This window comes from Azospirillum sp. HJ39 (genome assembly GCF_041507355.1).
Lineage (GTDB): Bacteria > Pseudomonadota > Alphaproteobacteria > Azospirillales > Azospirillaceae > Azospirillum > Azospirillum thiophilum.
In genome coordinates, this window is the sequence record NZ_CP167911.1 from 1718531 (window position 1) to 1737064 (window position 18534).

Annotated in this window: 18 protein-coding genes; 1 reads left to right on the forward strand and 17 read right to left on the reverse strand. The window is 64.7% G+C overall.

What is annotated here, in order from left to right; genetic code table 11:
* Positions 1-19 precede the first annotated feature (19 nt).
* The 3 genes from ABMY26_RS21390 to ABMY26_RS21400 form a co-directional block, all read right to left on the reverse strand.
* Positions 20-3283 (reverse strand): efflux RND transporter permease subunit, encoded by a 3264-nt coding sequence (locus ABMY26_RS21390; protein ID WP_372396669.1) that lies wholly within the window; start codon positions 3281-3283, stop codon positions 20-22.
* Entirely contained in the window at positions 3283-4347 is a 1065-nt protein-coding gene (locus ABMY26_RS21395; protein WP_372396670.1) for an efflux RND transporter periplasmic adaptor subunit, read from the reverse strand. Before ABMY26_RS21395 ends, ABMY26_RS21390 begins: the two co-directional genes overlap by 1 nt.
* A gap of 117 nt (positions 4348-4464) precedes the next feature.
* Positions 4465-4617 (reverse strand): hypothetical protein, encoded by a 153-nt coding sequence (locus tag ABMY26_RS21400; RefSeq protein ID WP_372396671.1) that lies wholly within the window; start codon positions 4615-4617, stop codon positions 4465-4467.
* 33 nt (positions 4618-4650) lie between these two features.
* Here ABMY26_RS21400 and ABMY26_RS21405 point away from each other — a divergent pair, with 33 nt between their 5' ends.
* Positions 4651-5049 (forward strand): hypothetical protein, encoded by a 399-nt coding sequence (locus ABMY26_RS21405; RefSeq protein WP_372396672.1) that lies wholly within the window; start codon positions 4651-4653, stop codon positions 5047-5049.
* Positions 5050-5218: 169 nt separating this feature from the next.
* On the opposite strand, the gene gloA is transcribed toward ABMY26_RS21405, so the two are convergent.
* The 14 genes from gloA to tsf form a co-directional block, all read right to left on the reverse strand.
* Positions 5219-5614 carry a lactoylglutathione lyase gene (gloA, locus tag ABMY26_RS21410; RefSeq protein ID WP_372396673.1) on the reverse strand — a complete coding sequence of 132 codons (396 nt, stop codon included), beginning with the start codon at positions 5612-5614 and terminating at the stop codon, positions 5219-5221.
* Positions 5611-6828, reverse strand: a complete 1218-nt coding sequence (gene lpxB / locus ABMY26_RS21415) for a lipid-A-disaccharide synthase (protein WP_372396674.1) — start codon at positions 6826-6828, stop codon at positions 5611-5613. The genes gloA and lpxB overlap by 4 nt, the downstream gene beginning before the upstream one ends.
* The gene (locus tag ABMY26_RS21420) at positions 6825-7682 is read right to left on the reverse strand and encodes an LpxI family protein (RefSeq protein WP_372396675.1); all 858 of its coding nucleotides are present in this window, start codon (positions 7680-7682) and stop codon (positions 6825-6827) included. The genes lpxB and ABMY26_RS21420 overlap by 4 nt, the downstream gene beginning before the upstream one ends.
* A 12-nt stretch (positions 7683-7694) precedes the next feature.
* Entirely contained in the window at positions 7695-8489 is a 795-nt protein-coding gene (gene lpxA, locus ABMY26_RS21425) for an acyl-ACP--UDP-N-acetylglucosamine O-acyltransferase (RefSeq protein WP_372396676.1), read from the reverse strand.
* A complete protein-coding gene (fabZ, locus tag ABMY26_RS21430; protein WP_045580017.1) occupies positions 8486-8968 on the reverse strand; it encodes a 3-hydroxyacyl-ACP dehydratase FabZ in 483 nt (160 codons plus the stop codon). The genes lpxA and fabZ overlap by 4 nt, the downstream gene beginning before the upstream one ends.
* Positions 8969-9182: 214 nt before the next feature.
* Positions 9183-9821 carry an OmpH family outer membrane protein gene (locus ABMY26_RS21435; RefSeq protein WP_372396677.1) on the reverse strand — a complete coding sequence of 213 codons (639 nt, stop codon included), beginning with the start codon at positions 9819-9821 and terminating at the stop codon, positions 9183-9185.
* A gap of 1 nt (position 9822) precedes the next feature.
* Positions 9823-12111: an outer membrane protein assembly factor BamA gene (bamA, locus tag ABMY26_RS21440; protein WP_372399049.1), complete on the reverse strand. Its 2289-nt coding sequence runs from the start codon at positions 12109-12111 to the stop codon at positions 9823-9825.
* Between the two features lie 78 nt (positions 12112-12189).
* Positions 12190-13323, reverse strand: a complete 1134-nt coding sequence (gene rseP, locus ABMY26_RS21445) for an RIP metalloprotease RseP (protein ID WP_372396678.1) — start codon at positions 13321-13323, stop codon at positions 12190-12192.
* Between the two features lie 36 nt (positions 13324-13359).
* Positions 13360-14568: a 1-deoxy-D-xylulose-5-phosphate reductoisomerase gene (locus ABMY26_RS21450; RefSeq protein WP_372396679.1), complete on the reverse strand. Its 1209-nt coding sequence runs from the start codon at positions 14566-14568 to the stop codon at positions 13360-13362.
* Positions 14559-15455, reverse strand: coding sequence for a phosphatidate cytidylyltransferase (locus tag ABMY26_RS21455; protein WP_372396680.1), 897 nt, complete (start codon positions 15453-15455; stop codon positions 14559-14561). Before ABMY26_RS21455 ends, ABMY26_RS21450 begins: the two co-directional genes overlap by 10 nt.
* On the reverse strand, positions 15397-16137 hold the full coding sequence (locus ABMY26_RS21460; protein ID WP_372396681.1) for an isoprenyl transferase: 741 nt from the start codon (positions 16135-16137) through the stop codon (positions 15397-15399). The genes ABMY26_RS21455 and ABMY26_RS21460 overlap by 59 nt, the downstream gene beginning before the upstream one ends.
* A gap of 6 nt (positions 16138-16143) precedes the next feature.
* Positions 16144-16665, reverse strand: coding sequence for a ribosome recycling factor (gene frr, locus ABMY26_RS21465; RefSeq protein WP_045582244.1), 522 nt, complete (start codon positions 16663-16665; stop codon positions 16144-16146).
* A gap of 40 nt (positions 16666-16705) precedes the next feature.
* Positions 16706-17461: a UMP kinase gene (gene pyrH, locus ABMY26_RS21470; protein WP_045580011.1), complete on the reverse strand. Its 756-nt coding sequence runs from the start codon at positions 17459-17461 to the stop codon at positions 16706-16708.
* A 52-nt stretch (positions 17462-17513) separates the two neighbouring features.
* On the reverse strand, positions 17514-18446 hold the full coding sequence (tsf, locus tag ABMY26_RS21475) for a translation elongation factor Ts (protein WP_372396682.1): 933 nt from the start codon (positions 18444-18446) through the stop codon (positions 17514-17516).
* Positions 18447-18534 lie beyond the last annotated feature (88 nt).

Below are 18534 nucleotides of genomic sequence, written 5' to 3' on the forward strand. Positions count from 1 at the left end.
GAAACTTCCCGAAACTGATTCAGACGTCCTCTGCACCATGCGCTGGACTCTGGCCCGCGGCATGCCGCGGGAGGGGAGCGTCACCGCGCAGGACAATATAGATTGCCGGAATCACCAGAACGGTCAGCAGCGTGGAACTGAACAGTCCGAACAGCAGCGAGATGGCCAACCCCTGGAAGATCGGGTCGGTCAGGATGAATGCCGCCCCGATCATCGCCGCAACGGCAGTCAGCAGGATCGGCTTGAAGCGAATCGCCCCTGCCTCCAGCACGGCCTCGCGAACGTCCATCCCACGTTCCCGCAGGTGGCGTATGAAGTCCACCAGCAGGATGGAGTTGCGCACGATGATGCCCGCCAGCGCGATGAAGCCGATCATCGAGGTCGCCGTAAAGGCTGCGCCGAACAGCCAATGGCCCAGCACGATGCCGATCAACGTCAGCGGCACCGGCACCAGGATCACCAGCGGCAGCTTGAAGCTGCCGAACTGACCGACCACCAGCAGGTAGATGCCCAGGATCGCCACAGCAAACGCCGCCCCCATGTCACGGAAGGTGACGTAGGTGATCTCCCATTCGCCCTCCCACAGAAGCTTGGGTGAGCTCTGGTCGTCGGGCTGGCCGTGCAGAAGGATCTCGGGTTCACCCGGCAAACCGGCAGCTTTCCAGTCGACGTCCTTCAAGCGCTCCTGGACGGCCAACATGCCGTAGATCGGCGCCTCGAACCGCCCGGCGAGATCGGCCGTTACCATCTCGGCAAAGCGGCCATTGCGGCGGAACAGCGGGTAGGAGGCAGCCTCCCGCGTCATGGTGACGAGGTCGCCCAGTTCCACCGTGCCCCGCGCACCCGGAACCGGCGTGGCGAGGATGCGCTCCGACAGGAACAGGCCGGACTTGGGCAGGCGGATCGCGATCTCGATCGGGTTGCGGCCGGCCCCGCGGTGCGAATAGCCAACCGGCACGCCACCCATCAGCGCCTGCAAGGTGTCGTAGACCGCCTGTTCCTCTACCCCGTGGAACTCCAGGCTCTCGCGGTCCAACGCTAAGCGCAGACGTTCGCCCGCTTCGCGAAAGCTGTTGTCCACGTCCACGATGAAGTCCACTTGGCGGAAGACGTCCCCGACCAGGGTGGCGACCTTGCGGCGGGATTCGGCGTCGGGGCCGTAAACTTCCACCAGGAGGGTGGAGAGAACCGGCGGACCGGGCGGCACCTCGACCACCTTGATGGAGGTTCCAGGGGGAACGGCCAGGTCGGCCAGGCGCTCGCGGATGTCCAGCGCGATGTCGTGGCTGGCCCGCCGGCGCTTCTCCTTGGGAGCGAGGTTGACCTGAAGGTCACCCTGCTCCGGTTGGTCGCGCAGGTAGTAGTGCCGGACCAGACCGTTGAAGTTGAAGGGCGACGCCGTACCTCCATAGGCCTGGACGTTCGCCAGTTCCGGCAGGTCGCCAATCTTGCGGGCGGCGGCAAGCAGGATGCGCTCGGTATCCTCCGGCGAAGCCCCCCGCGGCAGATCCACGATAACCTGAAGCTCTGACTTGTTGTCGAAGGGGAGCAGCTTGACCGTCACATCCTTGGTGTAGAACAGCGCCGTGGACGCCAGCGTCGCCACTCCGATGGCCAGCAGGAAGATCCAGGCCGTCCGTTTGCTCCGGATGACCGGCCGGGCGACCGCCAGGTACATCCGCCCAAGCACACCACCATGGCCATGCTCGCCATTCCCATGCCCGGTGCCATGCCCGCCGACGTGCGTTTCGCCAGGGCGCAGCTTCACCATCAGCCAGGGCGTCAGCACCATGGCGACGAAGAAGCTGAACAGCATGGCAGCAGAAGCGTTGGCCGGGATCGGGCTCATGTAGGGGCCCATCAGGCCGGAAACGAACATCATCGGCAGCAGCGCCGCGATCACCGTCAGGGTGGCAATGATGGTGGGGTTGCCGACCTCGGCCACCGCTTCGATGGCAGCCTGAACCTTGGTGCGGCCGTCGCGCATGGACCAATGGCGGTCGATGTTCTCCACCACGACGATGGCGTCGTCCACCAGGATGCCGATGGAGAAGATCAGCGCGAACAGGCTGACGCGGTTGATGGTGTAGCCCATCAACCAGGACGCGAACATGGTCAGCAGGATCGTCGTCGGGATGACGATGAAGGTCACCACACCCTCGCGCCAGCCGATCGCCAGCACGATCAGCCCGACGATGGTCACGGTGGCAAGCGCCAGATGGAACAGGAGCTCGTTGACCTTCTCGTTCGCCGTCTCGCCATAGTCGCGGGTGACGGTGACCGTCAGATCCTTGGGCAGTCCGCCTGCCTCGATGGCGTGGACGCGCTCCAGCACATGTTCCGCGATGGTCACGGCGTTGGCACCGGCACGCTTGGCGACGGCGATGGTGACTGCCGGCAAACGGATGAGCCCCCCCTTGCCATCCGGCACCAGGTGCCATGCACGGCTCTCGTCAGGGCGGGCGCCGACCACCACATTGGCAACATCCTTCACATAGACCGGGCGGCCGTCGTGCGTGGTCACCAGCAAGAGGCCGATGTCCGTCGTTCCCTGAAGCGTCTGCCCGGCCACGACGGGCAGGCTGCCACCCTGCGAGCGCAGTTGTCCGACGATGAAGGAACGATTGGCATTCTTGACCTTGTCGACGAGCTGGTTGAGCGTCACCCCGTAGAGTGCCAGCCGCTCCGGATCCGGTTCCACGCGGATCTGATCCGGCCGACCGCCAACCAGAAAGGTCAGGCCGACATCCTCCACCGCCACCAACTGCGCCAGCAGATCATCGGCCACACCATGAAGCGCATTGTCGGCCCAGCGCCCGGCCGCTTGCTGCTTCGGTGCCAGCGTCAGGGTCAGGATCGCCACGTCGTTGATGCCCCGTCCGACGATCAGAGGCTCTGGAATGCCGAGCGGAATGCGGTTCATGTTGGCCCGCACCTTCTCATGCACGCGCAGGATCGCGTCGTCGGACGAGGTGCCGACCAGAAAGCGGGCGGTGACGACAACGCGGTCGTCGGTGGTCTGGCTGTAGGTGTGCTCGACCGCATCGATACCCTTGACGATCTCCTCCAGTGGTTTGGTGATGAGTTCGACGGCGTCGTCCGCCTTCAGCCCGTCCGCGCGGACCAGGATGTCCACCATGGGCACGCTGATCTGCGGTTCCTCCTCGCGTGGAAGCGAAAGCAGGGCCACCGTCCCGACCACCAAGGAGGCGAGCAGCAGCAGCGGGGTCAGGGGCGAGCGGATGAAGGTCCGCGTCAGCACTCCGGAGATGCCGAGCTTCATCACCCCCCCTCCGGCCGGACGATGACGTCCCCGGGCCTCAGGCCGGACAGCACCTCCAGCCCGCCGGACTGGTCGCCGATCGTGGGAATCGTATTGCCGACCTGCACCGGTATCTCCGTACCGTCGGTCAACCGGACGAAATCGGTTCCGAAACGGCGGATGATCCAGTCGGATGGCACCATGACGGCATCCCGCGTGCCGGTGGCCACATAGACGCGCACCCGTTCGCCCACGAAGAAGTCGCCGAGCCCGGTGACCGTGGCGTCGGCGACCACCTGGCCATTCGCCATCTCGGGATAAACCTGGCGGACGGTGCCTCGCTTCAGGTTTGGAGCCTTCGCTTCCTGGGCCGCCCCAACGCCGGACGGCGTGACCGGCGCAAGCCCACGGTCGCCGACCAGCACCGGGTCACCCTCGTGTATGAAGCGGGCGTGCCGCTCGGGCAGATGCAGGCGCAGCACATAGGTCTCGACGGCGATGCTCGCCACCGGCTCGCCAGGCAACACCACTGCGCCGTCGATCACCTTGACCTGGAGGATGCGGCCGTTGGCGGGAGCGGACACGTCGCCCTCGCGCAGTTGCTGATCCACCACCGCGCGCTCCGCCCTCATGGCAGCGATCTGAGCCCGTGCCACGTCCATCGCAGCCTGCGCATCGTCAAGCCGTTGTTGTGTGCCGCTGCCGCTGGCACGCAGCTGGCGCGCCCGGTCAAGTTCGAGTTCCGCTTGGTGCTGCTGGGCCTGCAGTGCCTGGATGCGTGCGTCCAGCGCTGCCAATTGCAGAGGCAGCTTCGGATCACGCACGGTGGCGACGACTTGGTCCATGGTCACCTTGTCCCCCTCCTTGACCTTCAGACCAGCGATCGTTCCGCCGATGCGCGTACGGGCCAGCGTTTCATGGACGCTTTCCACAGTGGCGAAGACGGCCTTCAGATCCTCGACCGGCCGGGGCTGTACGGTGATGCGGTCGGCGTCTGCCTTCATCTGAGCCTGCACGCCATACGGTGGAGCCGTGGAGAGCAGGAGCGTCGCGATCAGTGTGAGAGGGGTGCGTCGACGGGACATGGCAGGCAACCTTGAACGGGGTGAGTGGAGCACCTCTTGATCTGTAATTTAGGAAATACTAAATTAGTGTCAATGAATGATTTGGATGGCCGCCATACCTGGTAACCAAATCAGTCCTCACATCCATGCTCGATTGCGTTCGACGAGATCGAGGGTTTCGGTCCGCAGGCCAACACGATCTCCATTTGCCACGTAGACCATGCGATGGAGGCGGCCGAACGATGGGAGGCGTTCTGCCGCGCGGCCCGGCCCGCTGGTGATCGGCGCCATGCAGGGCGCCTCTTGTTTCGGCTCGGCCTATGAGTGTGCATCGCCATCCCGCCGGTCGAGAAGACGCTGATGCCGGCCGGCGTGCCGAAGACCGGCTATACGATCGAGACCATGGTCACCGCCACGGCGCGCAACATCCGCGCCCCGCTCGATGGAACGGAGCCAATCGAGGAACTGACCTGGAATGCGCTATGCTTGGCCGATTTTGGGGACAGCGGCGTCGCCTTCGTTGCCATGCCGCAGACTCCGCCGCTCAACATCAACTTTTCATCGCGCGGGCGCTGGGCGAATTTCGCAAAAGCAGGGTTCGAGCGCTACTTCCTGCGCAAGGTCTGCAAAGGCCTTAGCGAGCCGGGGTACGAGCGCTATGTGCTCAAGCCGCTCGGCCTGAAGCGCATCCAGGAACCGGCCTCGACAACAGGCGACCTGTGACCGCGGGGAGCGTCTATTTCCGCCTGCGCCTGGGATAAATTCGACGGCCGGCGTTCTACCTGTGTATTTGTCTGGCAGGATGTGACGCATGAGCGGCGGCGGTGTGGGAAATAGCCACCGACCCAACCGCTGCCGGCCCTGCGTCACGCAAAGATTATCGATCGGACGCCTACTTGGTCTCGATCAGTTCGACCTTGTAGCCGTCGGGATCCTCGATGAAGGCGATTACCGTCGAGCCGTGCTTCATCGGCCCTGGCGGACGCGGGATCCTGACACCTTCGGCCGCCAGTGTTTCACAGGTGGCATAAATGTCGGGAACACCGAGTGCGATGTGGCCGTAGGCGGTTCCGATCTCGTACGGTTCCTTCTGATCCCAATTGTGCGTAAGTTCCAGAACTGCGGTATCGGATTCTTCGCCATAGCCGACAAAAGCCAGCGTGAAGCGTCCCCCCTCGTAATCGCTGCGGCGCAGCAGCTTCATCCCGAGAAGCCGGGTGTAGAAGTCCAAAGACTTCTCCAGGTCCAGAACGCGCAACATGGTATGCAGCAGACGGAATTCGCTCATGGTCTCTGTTCTCCCGCTTGGCGGTCGTTTGGTCGATGGTCCGCGATGACGTCCAGAATGGTGCGGGCCGCGCGTTCACTGGGCGGCGTGCCGCCCTGCCCCAGCCAGCGAGCGACCTCGGCGACGCCATCGATCTGCATCCGGCGCGCTTCCGGCTCGTCAAGCAAACGGCCCAACTCGGCAGCCAGTCTATCGGGTCGGCAGTCCTGCTGCAGCAGTTCCGGGACCAGCATCCGATCGAGCATCAGGTTGACGAGATTGACGTACTTCACGCGGATCAGCCGGCGATACAGCGCGACTGTAACCGGGTTCAGTCGATAGGCAATCACCGTCGGCAGCCGCGCGAGCGCCAGTTCCAGCGCCACGGTCCCCGATGCAGCGAGCGCCGCTTCCGCAGCGGCGAAGGCATCATATTTTTCAGCATCACCCTCAAGCAGCAGAGTGCGCACTGGCCAATCCGCAACCGCAGCGGCAACCCGATCGCGCACTGTCGCCACGGTGGGGACGACCGCCACGAGATCGGGGTGGGTTGGGCGAAGCATCTCCAGCGTGGCTCGGAAATCCGGCAACAGGCGCGATACTTCGCCCTTACGGCTCCCCGGCAACATTGCGACGACCCGGTCGGTAGGCGCCAGCCCATGCCTCTCGCGGAACCGGGTGCCATCGCCCCTTCCCGCGCCACCCTCGACCACGGAATGGCCGACGAATGTACAAGGCAATCCCTCCCGCAGGAAATAAGGAGGCTCGAAGGGCAGCACGGCCAGAAGATGATCGTAGATCGCCGCGTATTTCGCCGCCCGCTTCGGCTTCCAGGCCCAGACGGTCGGGGCGACATAATGGATCAACGGAATGCCCGGGGAGGCGGCGCGGACCTTCCTGGCCACGCGAACCGTGAAGCCCGGAGAATCGATGCCGACCACTGCATCAGGGCGCAGCCGCGTGATTTCCGACACCGTCTGGTCGATGCGGCGGATCAAGTTGGGCAGGTGCGGCAACAGTTCGAAAATGCCGAACAGGGTCAACTCACCCATTGGAAACAGACTGACCAGCCCTTCGGCGATCATCTTCTCTCCGCCAATTCCAACGAACCGCACCCTGTCGCCAGTGAGACGCCGTGCCGCCGCCATAAGCCGGGCACCCAGCGCGTCGCCCGATGGCTCGCCTGCAATCAGGAACAGGGTTGGCCCATCGTCGGCCGTGTCGGTCATCGTCATTGGGGAGTCTCGATTCCCACCACGAACAGACCGAGCCGGTCGGCCACCTCCGCCACCGCCGCACGGTCGACCAGCAGGCTCCCGCCCGCTTCCACCGCGATACCGCGCAACCCCGCGGCGGCGGCCTTCTCCACGGTGATGACGCCCATGGTCGGCAGGTCGATGCGCCGGTCCTGTCTCGGCTTCTTCACCTTGACCAGCACACCGCCGGGGCCGGGCCGCGCGAGCCCGGCACAGCGTGCAAGCATTTGGTCGGTGCCCTCGATGGCCTCCACCGCCAGGACGATACCCTGCTGGACCACCGCACCCTGTCCGACATCGAGCCCGCCCAGAGCATGGGCGACCTCGACCGCACGGGCGATGTCGCGCTCAGCCTCGGCATCCGGTGTCAGACACCCGACCGGGCCGGGAGTCGTCAGCAGGTCCTTGAGCAGCTCTTGCAACCCGACGACACGGAAACCATCCTCTTCCATCTCGCGGACCACGGCACGGAGCAACCCATCGTCACCAAGCGCCCGGGTTCCAACGCGGGCGAGGAAGCGCGCGGTTCGCCAGTCCGGCATCAATTCGGTGAAGGAGGGACGCTTGACCGGACCGGCGAGAACGACCTCGCCAACGCCCTCGTCATGCAGGCGCCGCAGGATGGTGCCGGCGGCACCGAATCGGCTCCACAGATGCGGCAGCCCGGCGACCGTCTCCGGATCCGTATGGCCGTCGAATGCGACCACGAACACCTCACGACCTTGGCCGCGCACCGCGCTGGCGATCCTGGCCGGAAGGGTGCCGCCGCCGGCCAGGATCGCCAGTTTCGGGCCGAACGAGTCGCAAGGGGCCATTTGCCCGGAATCGGCCATCGGCCGCCTCCCTCAGCTCTCGCGAGGCTGGCAGAGGGATCGCGCTTCCTTGGCGCGGATGAAGGTGAGCACGTCGGAAATCAGCGCACGCTCGCCGAAATCCCGTCCGACCTCCTCCACACGCTCAGCAAAGGTTCCCTCCGGACCGAACAGCATACGATAAGCCGCACGCAGGGCGTGGATATCGTCCTTCTTGAAACCACGCCGCTCCAGCCCCACCAAATTCAGGCCGGCCAGCCGTGCCCGGTCCCCCATCACCAGTCCAAAGGGGATGACATCGTTCTCGACGCCGGACATTCCGCCGATCATGGCGTGGGAACCGATTCGGACAAACTGCCGGACCGCCGAAAGCCCGCCGATGATGACGTAATCGCCCAGGGTGACATGGCCTCCCAGGGTGGCATTGTTCGCCATGATGACGTGGTCGCCGACGATGCAGTCGTGCGCCACGTGCGATCCCATCATGAACAGCCCATCGTCGCCGACACGGGTGATCATGCCGCCGCCTTCGGTGCCGGGGTTCATCGTCACATGCTCGCGGATCTGGTTGCGGGCACCGATGACCAGTTCGGACGGTTCGCCGTGGAACTTGAGGTCCTGCGGGCGATGGCCGATGGAAGCGAACGGGTAGATGACGGTGTCTGCGCCAATGCTGGTTCGCCCGTCGACCGCCACATGCGACACCAGCCGAACGCCGTCGCCCAGCGTGACGTCGGGACCGACGACACAGAAGGGGCCGATGCCGACCCCCTCCCCCAGTTTGGCCGCGGGATCGACGATGGCGGACGGATGGATGGTGACGGTCATTTTTCGTCCAGAATCATGGCGGAATAAATGGCTTCGGCGACAAGGACGCCGTTGACCTTGGCCTCGCCCTTGAATTTCCACACGTTGGCGCGCTTACGCTGCTTGGTGACGTGGATGTGGATGGTGTCGCCGGGTGTTACCGGTCGGCGGAAGCGTGCCTCATCCACGGTCATGAAATAGACGAGCTTGCCTTCGGCGTCAGAACCGAGCGTTGCAACCACCAGGACAGCCGACGTCTGAGCCATCGCTTCGATGATCAGCACACCGGGCATGACCGGGCGTGACGGGAAATGACCCTGGAAGAAGGGCTCGTTGATCGTAACGTTCTTTACGCCGGTAGCACCTTCACCCAGCGTCACATCGATCACCCGGTCGATCATCAGGATCGGGTAACGGTGCGGAATCATCTGCATGATCCGCCCAATGTCGATGTCGTCGATCTTCATGCTCTGTGCGTTGTTGTCCGCCGTCACGTCCATTGCCCGGCCGCCCGCCTTTCCACCAACCGATAGGGTTCGATGTTCCCGTCTTCGAAGGGAACGGGCACCGCTGCCCCGATGGGGAGCACGGCGCCATATCGTATGTCCCGCCTTCTTGCCCCATTTCCGCGGCGACCGCAACCGCGGCAACCTGGAAACGGGACAGGGCCGCCACCGCCCTCCAAGGACGGCAGCGGCCCTGTTCAAGCATGGTTCACTGTTTCGGAACGTTCAGAGCAACCTGAGGCAGCTTCTTGTTCACCCGCTCCATCACCGTATCGGTGACGTCGAGCTGGGTGTCCACCAGCACGAATTGCTGACGCGCCAACACCAGATTGGCGCCACGTTCACGAGAGATGTCCGCGACCACCTCGACCATCGTCTTGTGGACAACAGCCATCGCCTCGTTCAGCCCGGTTTCCAGTGCCCGCTTGCGGTTCTGGACGGTCTTCTGCACCTCGGCGACCTGCTTTTCGAAGTCGCGGCGCTTGTTGGCAAGGGCTTCCGGAGACAGGACCGTCTGCTGCTTGCGCAACTCGTCCTCGTTCTTCCGAAGCTTATCCTCCAGAGCGGAGATTTCCTTCTGATAGGAGTCGCGCAGCGTTTCGAAGGACTTGGTGATACCCTTCGATGCGCTGGACTCCTGCATGATCTTCTGGACGTCGATCACGGCGATCACGGGAGCCTTGAGCTCCGCACCCGGCGCCGGAGGCTTGGCAGCGTCAGCCTTCGGAGCCTCCGCCTTGGGCGCGGTCTGCGCCTGGACCGAGGCCGTGGCGAACAGGAAACCGGCGGCCGTGACAGCCGATAGAAGGGCGACGCGGAAAGGCGCCTTCGACAGAGTGGGTTGCATCTTAGAACCTGGTTCCGAAGCTGAAGCGGATGAGCTCTTTCTTGTCGTAGCCTTCCTTGCGGATCGGCAACGCCACGTCGAGCCGGATCGGGCCGAACGGAGACTTCCACGACACACCGGTGCCGATGGATACGCGGATGGACTCCTCGTCCTTCACGTTCGGATCGTTGATGTCGACCTTGCCCAATGTGCCGACGTCGGTAAAGGCATGGCCGAGCAGGCCGAATTCCTCAGGCAGGCCGAAGGGGAAGCTCATCTCGACCGATGCGCGGGCATAGCGCGTGCCGCCCAGCGCGTCACCGGTCGAAACGTCGCGCGGACCGATACCGGCGGTGTTGAAGCCGCGCAACGTATCGCCACCGATGAAGAAGCGGTCCCCGAGATCGACCTTCTTGCCGATGCCATGGATATAGCCGATTTCGCCCGTCGTGCTCAGGACCCACTGGTCCTCGCCGAGCGGAAGATAGTAACCGCCTGCCAGCTTGTTGCGCAGGAAGCGCACCGAACCGCCCAGACCGGCGATGTCATTCGTCAAGCGGACGAAATACCCCTCGGTCGGCGTCAGCTTGCTGTTGCGAACGTCGTAGGTCAGTTCCTGGCCGATCAACGACGTCAAACGTTCGCCACGCTGCTCCTGGATGTATTTCGATGCAGTGGTCGGCACTTCCTCGATCAGGGTGTCCTGGAGCTGGTAATACACACGCTGGCGCAGTGTCTCGGTCAGCGGGTAGCCCAGCCGCAAGGCAAAGCCGGTATTCTTCTCGTTGAACGAGCTCTCATCCTGATAATTGTACCGCGTCCGGAAAACATCGACGCCGGCCGACAGGTCGCGGTCCATGAAGTACGGCTCCGTAAAGGAGAGATCGTACAACTGGCGCCGGCCGGACAGCGTGGCCCCCAGACGCAGGTCCTGACCGCGGCCGAGCAAATTGCGCTCACGGATCGAGAAGTCACCCAACGGACCATCGGACGTGGAGAAGCCGGCACCGATGGAGATTTCACCGGTCGACTGCTCGGCCACATCGACGTTCACGACGGTGCGATCAGGCGCGCTGCTCTCGGCGGTCGTGATGTTCACGCGCTCGAAGAAGCCCAGATCCTTGATGCGCTGTTCGGACCGCTTCAACTTGGAAGCGTTGAACGGGTCCCCTTCCGACAGCAGCATCTCGCGTCGCACAACCTTGTCCAGCGTGCGGACGTTTCCGGTGATGTCGATCCGGTCGACGAATGTGCGCGGCCCCTCGTTGATCTCGTAGGTGATGTCGATGGTGTGGTTTTCACGGTTGCGCGTAATGCGTGGCCGCACATCGACGAAGGCGTATTGCAGATCACCGACGGCGTTCGTCAGCTTCGTGATGCTGTCTTCCACCTTCTGCGCGTTGTACCAGTCGCCCTCGCCGGTCGTGACGCTGTTCTGCAGCACCGTGGGATCGAGCTGCTTCAACGAGGTCTTGATGTCGATCTTGCCGAACTTGTAGCGCTCGCCTTCCTCGATGGTGAAGGTGATGAAGAAGTCTTCCTTATCCGGCGTCAGTTCCGCCACGGCGGATACGACGCGGAAATCTGCGTAGCCTTCCTTCAGGTAGAAACGGCGCAGCAGGTCGCGGTCGTAATTCAGGCGATCCGGATCGTAGTTGTCGTCGGACGAGAGGAAACGCCACCATGCCGATTCCTTGGTCTGGACCGACTCGCGCAGCGTCCCGTCCGAGAAATGTTCGTTGCCGATGAAGGTGATTCCCCGCACGCCTGTGCGCACACCCTCGTTGATCTCATAGACCAGATCGACGCGATTCTGGTCGAGCTGAATGATCTTGGGTTCGACCGTCGCCGCGAAACGGCCCTGGCGCCGGTAGATTTCCTGGATGCGCTGAACGTCGGTCTGAACACGAGTGCGCGTATAAACGACGCGGGGACGCAGCTGGATTTCCTTCTCCAGCGTCTCCTTGTCGATGCGCCGGTTCCCCTCGAACGCGATGCGGTTGATGATCGGGTTCTCTGCCACCGTCACCACCAGCGCATCGCCTTCGCGCTTCAGCACGACATCGGCGAACAGGCCGGTGTTGAACAGTGCCTTGAGCGACTGGTCGATCCGATCGGGATCGAACGGGTCGCCCGGCTGGATGGTCAGGTAGGAGCGGACCGTGGACGGCTCGATTCGCTGAGTGCCTTCGACCCGGATGTCGCGCACCGTTCCGCCGCTGAAAACCTGGGCGACCATGGACCCGGATCCCGCCGGCGCCCGCCCGGGGGAGGCGGCGGTTTGGGCGTGGGCGACAGACACCGTCGTCATGGCGCAGCCGGCCAACAGGCCCGCCACCAGAACTTTGCTCGACACCGGCAAATCACGCTCCCTGGCAAGGGGCTGGACTCAGGAGACCAGTCCCCGGAAGAAATCGACCACGCGCAATTGAACAAGGTCGTTCCACGTGGCGAAGACCATGAGCGTTAATACCAAGGCCAATCCAATTCGGAAACCGTATTCTTGCGCTCGCGCTCCAAGGGGTCGGCCGAGCAGCTTTTCGATGCCGTAGAACAGCAGGTGGCCGCCGTCCAGCATCGGCACCGGGAAGAGGTTGATCAGCCCCAGGTTCACCGACAGGAAGGTCATGAACCACACCAGCGGATACCAGCCGGATTGAGCCACTTCGCCCGACATCTGGGCGATGCGCAGCGGCCCGCCGAGTTCCTCGGTCCCGCGCGATCCCTGGACCATCTGGCCCAGCGCGGTGAAGGTGCCGGTGATCATGCCTGCGACTTCTCGTCCCGCCTGCCAGACGGCTGTCAGCGGGTCGTGGCGCATCATTCCGACGCTGCCGCGGCTGATGCCGAGCAATCCGATCTGGTGGCTGTTGCCGAGTCGGTCGGTGACGGACTGGGAATCCGGCGTCGCCGTAACCGTCATCACCCGGCCGTCGCGCTTCAACTCGATGGCAAGCGGCTGACCGGGGCGGATGGAGACGATCTGACGGATTTCCTCGAAACGCTGCACTCCGGTCCCATCGACAGCCAGGATCAGGTCGCCCGGCTGGATGCCGGCGCGTTCCGCCGCACTGCCTGGCTGGATTCCGCCGACGTCGGGCGGAGTGAAGGACTGGCCGGCCGTCATGAACAGCAGGGCCAGCACGACGATGGAAAAGACGAAATTCGCGATCGGGCCGGCGGCGACGATGGCAGCACGCTGACCCAGCCGCTTGTGATGGAACGAAACCGCACGCTCGTCCGCCGACATGGCCGTCAGATGGGCACCGGGCGTGCTGGCCGGATCCGCGTCGCCGAACATCTTGACGTAGCCGCCGAGCGGGAGCGCGCTGAATTTCCAGCGTGTGCCCACGCGATCGGTGAACCCGAACAGCTCGGGTCCGAATCCGATGGAGAAGGTCTCGATCCTTACGCCATTGCGTCGGGCGACCAGATAGTGCCCAAGCTCATGCACGAAGACGAGCACGGTGAGAACCAACAAAAAGGCCAGCACCGAAGTCCAGAAACCGCCGATAACGTTCATTTCAACCCTTGCGCCTTCCAGCGCCTCGAACGCGGATCATCGGCTGCCAACCGCCATCGCACCGCTGGCCGTCACGCGTCCGACGGCATCACGCCTGGCGTCCGCGTCGGCGTCCCGCACGGCGGCGAGATCGCTCAGCGGGCGGTGGGGCAACGCCGCCAACGTCTCCTCGACGATCCTTTCGATGTCGAGGAAGCCGATCCGGCGGTCGAGAAACGCCTGGACGGCCACCTCGTTGGCGGCACTGAGAATAGTAGGGGCGGCACCCCCGCTTTGCAAGGCGGCGCGGGCCAGCCGGAGAGCCGGAAAACGCACGGGATCGGGCGCCTCGAAGGTCAGGGTCGCGGCCTTGACCAGGTCGAGCCTCTCCGCCGGAGTGGCGATGCGTGCCGGCCAGCCGAGCGCGTAGGCAATGGGGGTGCGCATGTCCGGCGTACCGAGTTGGGCCAGGACCGAACCGTCGACATACTCCACCAGGGAATGGATGACCGATTGCGGATGGACCAGGACGTCGATCCGCTCTTCCGGAATCCCGAACAGGAAATGGGCCTCGATAAGCTCCAGCCCCTTGTTCATCATCGTGGCGCTGTCGACGGAGATCTTGGCGCCCATCTCCCAGGTCGGGTGGGCCACCGCCTGCTCCCGCGTCGCCGCCGCCATGAAGGCGCGGTCCCGGCTGCGGAAGGGACCGCCGGAAGCGGTCAGGATCAGGCGGGCGATGCTGGAGGTGCGCTCGAAATCGAAGACCTGGTAGATGGCGGAATGCTCGCTGTCGACCGGCAGCAGCGTGGCACCGTGCGCCTTCACCTCCTCCATCATCAGGGCGCCGGCACAGACCAGCACCTCCTTGTTGGCAAAGGCGACAATGGCGCCACGGCGCACGGCGGCCAGTGTCGGCCCCAACCCGGCCGCGCCGACGATGGCAGCCATCACCCAGTCGGCCGGCCGTTCGGCGGCGGCGATGACGGCATCCGCCCCGGCCGCCGCCTCGATCCCTGTTCCTGATAGCCGCTCCTTCAATCCGGCGTAGCAGGCGGGATCGGCGACGACCGCCAATCTTGCGTTGAGTTGCCGCGCCTGCCGGGCCAGCAGATCGACGTTGCGGTTGGCGGTCAGCGCCTCGACCGGGAAGCGATCCGGATCGCGGGCGACGAGATCCACCGTCTGGGTACCGACAGAACCGGTCGATCCGAGGATCGTCACCCTGCGCGGCGCATCGGACGCCGCTTCCGCCATCACCACCATGAGAGAACCGATCCAACGGCCGCATGGAACAGAGCCAGCACCGGGGCTGCGGCCAGTAGCCCGTCGATGCGGTCGAGGATGCCGCCGTGCCCGGGAATGAGCTGGCCGCTGTCCTTCACATTGTAGCGCCGCTTGACCGCCGACTCGAAGAGATCGCCGGCTTGTCCGACCACCGCGACGACTGCCCCAACTGCCAGCGCGACATCCGGCCGTGCGGCGCCAAATGCCAGGGCCACCAGCCAGCCGAACAGCGAAGCGGAAACCATGCCGCCGATCAGGCCGGCCCAGGTCTTCTTGGGGCTGATGCGCGGCGCCAGCTTCGGTCCGCCGATGCTCCGGCCGGCAGCATAGGCGCCGATGTCGGTCGCCCATATGGCGAGCATCACATAGAGGAAAAGAGAAAGCCCGACGGTGGGAAGGTCACGCAGCCACATCAGCCCGGCCATTCCGACCGCGACATAGAGCACGCCGAATCCCAGCAGGCCGCGATCCGTACCGCCACCGACAATACCGGTCAGGACCGCGAAAGCAGCCGCAACTCCCAAGGCCGCGGCAGGGCCGGCGGCGATCTGCGCCATCACGGCGATCATAATGCCGATCGCAGCCATCAGCCGCGCCGGCAGGCGCCGGGCGCTGGGAACCATGTTCGTCCATTCGGAAACTGCGACCACCGCGCTGAAGGCAATCAGGGCATGGAACACCCAGCCGCCCATCCAGACGGCCCCCAGAACGACCGGAGCCAGGACGACGGCCGACAGGACGCGAACCTTGAGGTCCCCCGCCCTGGACGCCTTCACCGGCGGCGGTGGCGATGCAGCCTCCGGCGCCTCAGCGGGTCCCGGCGGTGGTGGCGCCGAAGCGGCGTTCCCGTCGGTGGAACTCTTCAATCGCCGCCTCCAGGTCGCACTTGGTGAAATCGGGCCAGAGGGTGTCCACGAAGACGAACTCCGCGTAAGCGGCCTGCCACAGCAGGAAATTGCTGATCCGCTTTTCGCCGCTGGTCCGAATGATCAGGTCGGGGTCGGGAATGTCGTCCGTATAGAGCCGGGCCGACAGCGCACCCTCGTCGATGGCGCCGGGCGAGAGGCGCCCAGCCGCGACATCCTCGACAAGCCGCCGCGCCGCCTGCACGATTTCCAGCCGCGAACCATAGCTGAGCGCCACCACCAGGGTCATGACCCGGTTGGCTGCCGTCAGGTCCTCGGCATTGACGATCAGACGGTTGATGTCGTCCGACAGCCGGGCGCGATCACCGATCACCCGAAGACGGATGCCCGCCTTGTGCAGTTCGGCGACCTCGCTGCGCAGGTAGAAGCGCAGCAGACCCATCAGGTCGCTGACCTCTTCCTCCGGCCGGCGCCAGTTCTCCGAAGAGAAGCTGAAGATCGTCAGAGTGCCGATGCCAAGCTCGCGCGCCGCTTCCACGGTACGGCGGACGGCGTCCACGCCCTTCTTGTGACCGGCGGTGCGCGGCAGGCCGCGCGCCTTGGCCCAACGCCCGTTGCCATCCATGATGATGGCGACGTGTGCCGGGGCCTTCTGGGACCGGTTGTCGTCCGCGTCGCGCATTCCGGATCAGACCTGCATGATTTCCTTTTCTTTTTGTGCAAGCGCATCGTCGGCCAGCTTGATGTGCTGGTCGGTCAACGTCTGCACCTTGTCGGCCTGGACCTTGTGCTCGTCCTGGGTGATCTCGCTGGCCTTCTCCGCCTTCTTGAGCGCATCCATGCCGTCGCGACGGATGTTCCGGATGGCGACACGGGCCTGCTCGGCATATTTGTGGGCGACCTTCGCCAGTTCGGCGCGGCGCTCCTGCGTCAGATCGGGCAGCGGCACGCGGATGACCTGGCCTTCGGACTGGGGATTGAGCCCCAGGCCGCTGTCGCGGATGGCTTTCTCGACCGCCTTGATCATGCCGCGGTCCCACACCTGCACGGAGATCAGGCGGGGTTCCGGAACCGAGACCGTGGCGACCTCACGCAGATGCATGCGGCTGCCGTAGGCCTCGACCATCACCGGCTCAAGCAGGTTGGACGATGCGCGGCCGGTACGCAGGCCGCTCAGTTCCTTGCGAAACGATTCGAGCGCGCCTTCCATGCGGCGCTTCAGATCCGATAGGTCGGGCGCAGCCACGGGCCTACTCCCTTTCTTCCGTTATGATGGTGTGCTTGCCACGGCCCTGCATCACTTCGGCGAAGGCGCCGGGCGTGTGGATGGAGAAGACGAGAATCGGGATGTGGTTCTCGCGCGCAAGCGCGATGGCCGACGCGTCCATCACCTGCAGGTCCTTGGTCAGGACGTCCATGTAGGTGAGACGCTCATAGCGGGTCGCCGCCGGATCCTTCTTCGGATCGGCGGTGTAGACACCGTCCACCTGCGTGCCCTTCAGCAGGCCGTCGCACCCCATTTCCGACGCGCGCAGAGCGGCGGCGGTGTCGGTGGTGAAGAAGGGGTTGCCGGTGCCCGCGGCGAAGATCACCACCCTGCCCTTTTCCATGTGACGGACCGCACGGCGCCGGATGTAGGGCTCGCAGACCGAGGACATGGGGATGGCCGACTGTACCCGGGTGATCACACCCATCCGTTCGAGCGCGCTCTGCATCGAGAGCGCGTTCATCACGGTGGCGAGCATGCCGATATAGTCGGCCGAGGCACGTTCCATGCCGCCGGCCGCACCCTTCACACCCCGGAAGATGTTCCCCCCGCCGATGACCAGGCAGACCTGGACACCGAGCGCGATGACCGCCTTCACCTCATTGGCGATGCGGTTGACCATCTCGGGGTCCAGTCCGTAGTCGCGCTGACCCATCAGCGCTTCGCCCGACACCTTGAGGAGAACCCGCTTGTAGCGGGGGCTCGCGGCCGACGCGGTGGTCCCGGTGGTCTCGACCATTGGGGGAACGCTCCCTTGCTGTTTCGGAATGCGGCTGACGGTCGAACCTTGGTTAGCCCTGGACGCCGGCGGCGGCGGCAACTTCGGCGGCGAAGTCCGACTGGGCCTTCTCGATGCCCTCGCCCAGCGCGTAGCGGGTGAAGGCCGTGACCTTCACGGGCGCGCCGATGTCCTTGGCGGCGTTCTCGACCACCTTGCGGACCTTGGTTTCGCCGTCGATCACGTAGGTCTGCTCCAGCAGGCAGACCTCCTCGTAGTACTTGCGGACGCGGCCTTCCACCATCTTCTCGATGATGTTTTCCGGCTTGCCGGACGCACGGGCCTGCTCGGCCAGCACGCTGCGCTCACGCTCCAGCGACGAGCTGTCGACATCGGCGATGTCGAGCGCATCCGGACGGGCGGCGGCGATGTGCATGGCGATCTGTTTGCCGAGGTCGGCCAGCTTGGCCGCATCGCCGGTCGACTCGAGAGCGACCAGGACGCCGATCTTGCCCAGGCCCGGCGCGATGGCCGAATGGACGTAGCTGACGACCACGCCGGCCGAAACCGACAGGGTGACGCTGCGGCGCAGGTTCATGTTCTCGCCGACGGTGGCGATCAGGCTCGTCAGCTCGTCCTGGGCAGTGTGCGAGGTGCCCGGATAGGTGGCGGCCTTCAGCGCCTCGACATCGCCACCGGTGGTCAGAGCCAGTTCGGCGGTCGTGGCGGCGAACGCCTGGAACCGGTCATTGCGGGCGACGAAGTCGGTCTCGGCGTTCACCTCGACGACGGCACCCTTGGTGCCGGCGGTGGCGACGGCGACCAGACCTTCGGCGGCGACGCGGCCCGACTTCTTGGCGGCGGCGGCGAGGCCCTTCTTGCGCAGCCAGTCGACGGCGCCCTCGAGGTCGCCCTGCGTCTCGTTCAGCGCCTTCTTGCAGTCCATCATGCCCGCGCCGGTCTTCTCGCGCAGTTCCTTGACGAGCGAGGCGGTAATCTCGGCCATGTTGCGCCCTCTTCCTTCCAAGCGATCCGGCAGGCGGATCGGATTGAGTCACAAAGTCAAAACGGGTGGCAAGCCATAAAAAAGGCAG

Excerpts from the sequence above, each read along its gene's own strand:
- ABMY26_RS21390 (WP_372396669.1), bottom strand. The coding sequence starts at position 3,283 with ATGAAGCTCGGCATCTCCGGAGTGCTGACGCGGACCTTCATCCGCTCG.
- ABMY26_RS21395 (WP_372396670.1), bottom strand. The coding sequence starts at position 4,347 with ATGTCCCGTCGACGCACCCCTCTCACACTGATCGCGACGCTCCTGCTC.
- ABMY26_RS21400 (WP_372396671.1), bottom strand. The coding sequence starts at position 4,617 with ATGGCGCCGATCACCAGCGGGCCGGGCCGCGCGGCAGAACGCCTCCCA.
- gloA (WP_372396673.1), bottom strand. The coding sequence starts at position 5,614 with ATGAGCGAATTCCGTCTGCTGCATACCATGTTGCGCGTTCTGGACCTG.
- lpxB (WP_372396674.1), bottom strand. The coding sequence starts at position 6,828 with ATGACGATGACCGACACGGCCGACGATGGGCCAACCCTGTTCCTGATT.
- ABMY26_RS21420 (WP_372396675.1), bottom strand. The coding sequence starts at position 7,682 with ATGGCCGATTCCGGGCAAATGGCCCCTTGCGACTCGTTCGGCCCGAAA.
- lpxA (WP_372396676.1), bottom strand. The coding sequence starts at position 8,489 with ATGACCGTCACCATCCATCCGTCCGCCATCGTCGATCCCGCGGCCAAA.
- fabZ (WP_045580017.1), bottom strand. The coding sequence starts at position 8,968 with ATGGACGTGACGGCGGACAACAACGCACAGAGCATGAAGATCGACGAC.
- ABMY26_RS21435 (WP_372396677.1), bottom strand. The coding sequence starts at position 9,821 with ATGCAACCCACTCTGTCGAAGGCGCCTTTCCGCGTCGCCCTTCTATCG.
- bamA (WP_372399049.1), bottom strand. The coding sequence starts at position 12,111 with ATGACGACGGTGTCTGTCGCCCACGCCCAAACCGCCGCCTCCCCCGGG.
- rseP (WP_372396678.1), bottom strand. The coding sequence starts at position 13,323 with ATGAACGTTATCGGCGGTTTCTGGACTTCGGTGCTGGCCTTTTTGTTG.
- ABMY26_RS21450 (WP_372396679.1), bottom strand. The coding sequence starts at position 14,568 with ATGGTGGTGATGGCGGAAGCGGCGTCCGATGCGCCGCGCAGGGTGACG.
- ABMY26_RS21460 (WP_372396681.1), bottom strand. The coding sequence starts at position 16,137 with ATGCGCGACGCGGACGACAACCGGTCCCAGAAGGCCCCGGCACACGTC.
- frr (WP_045582244.1), bottom strand. The coding sequence starts at position 16,665 with ATGGAAGGCGCGCTCGAATCGTTTCGCAAGGAACTGAGCGGCCTGCGT.
- pyrH (WP_045580011.1), bottom strand. The coding sequence starts at position 17,461 with ATGGTCGAGACCACCGGGACCACCGCGTCGGCCGCGAGCCCCCGCTAC.
- tsf (WP_372396682.1), bottom strand. The coding sequence starts at position 18,446 with ATGGCCGAGATTACCGCCTCGCTCGTCAAGGAACTGCGCGAGAAGACC.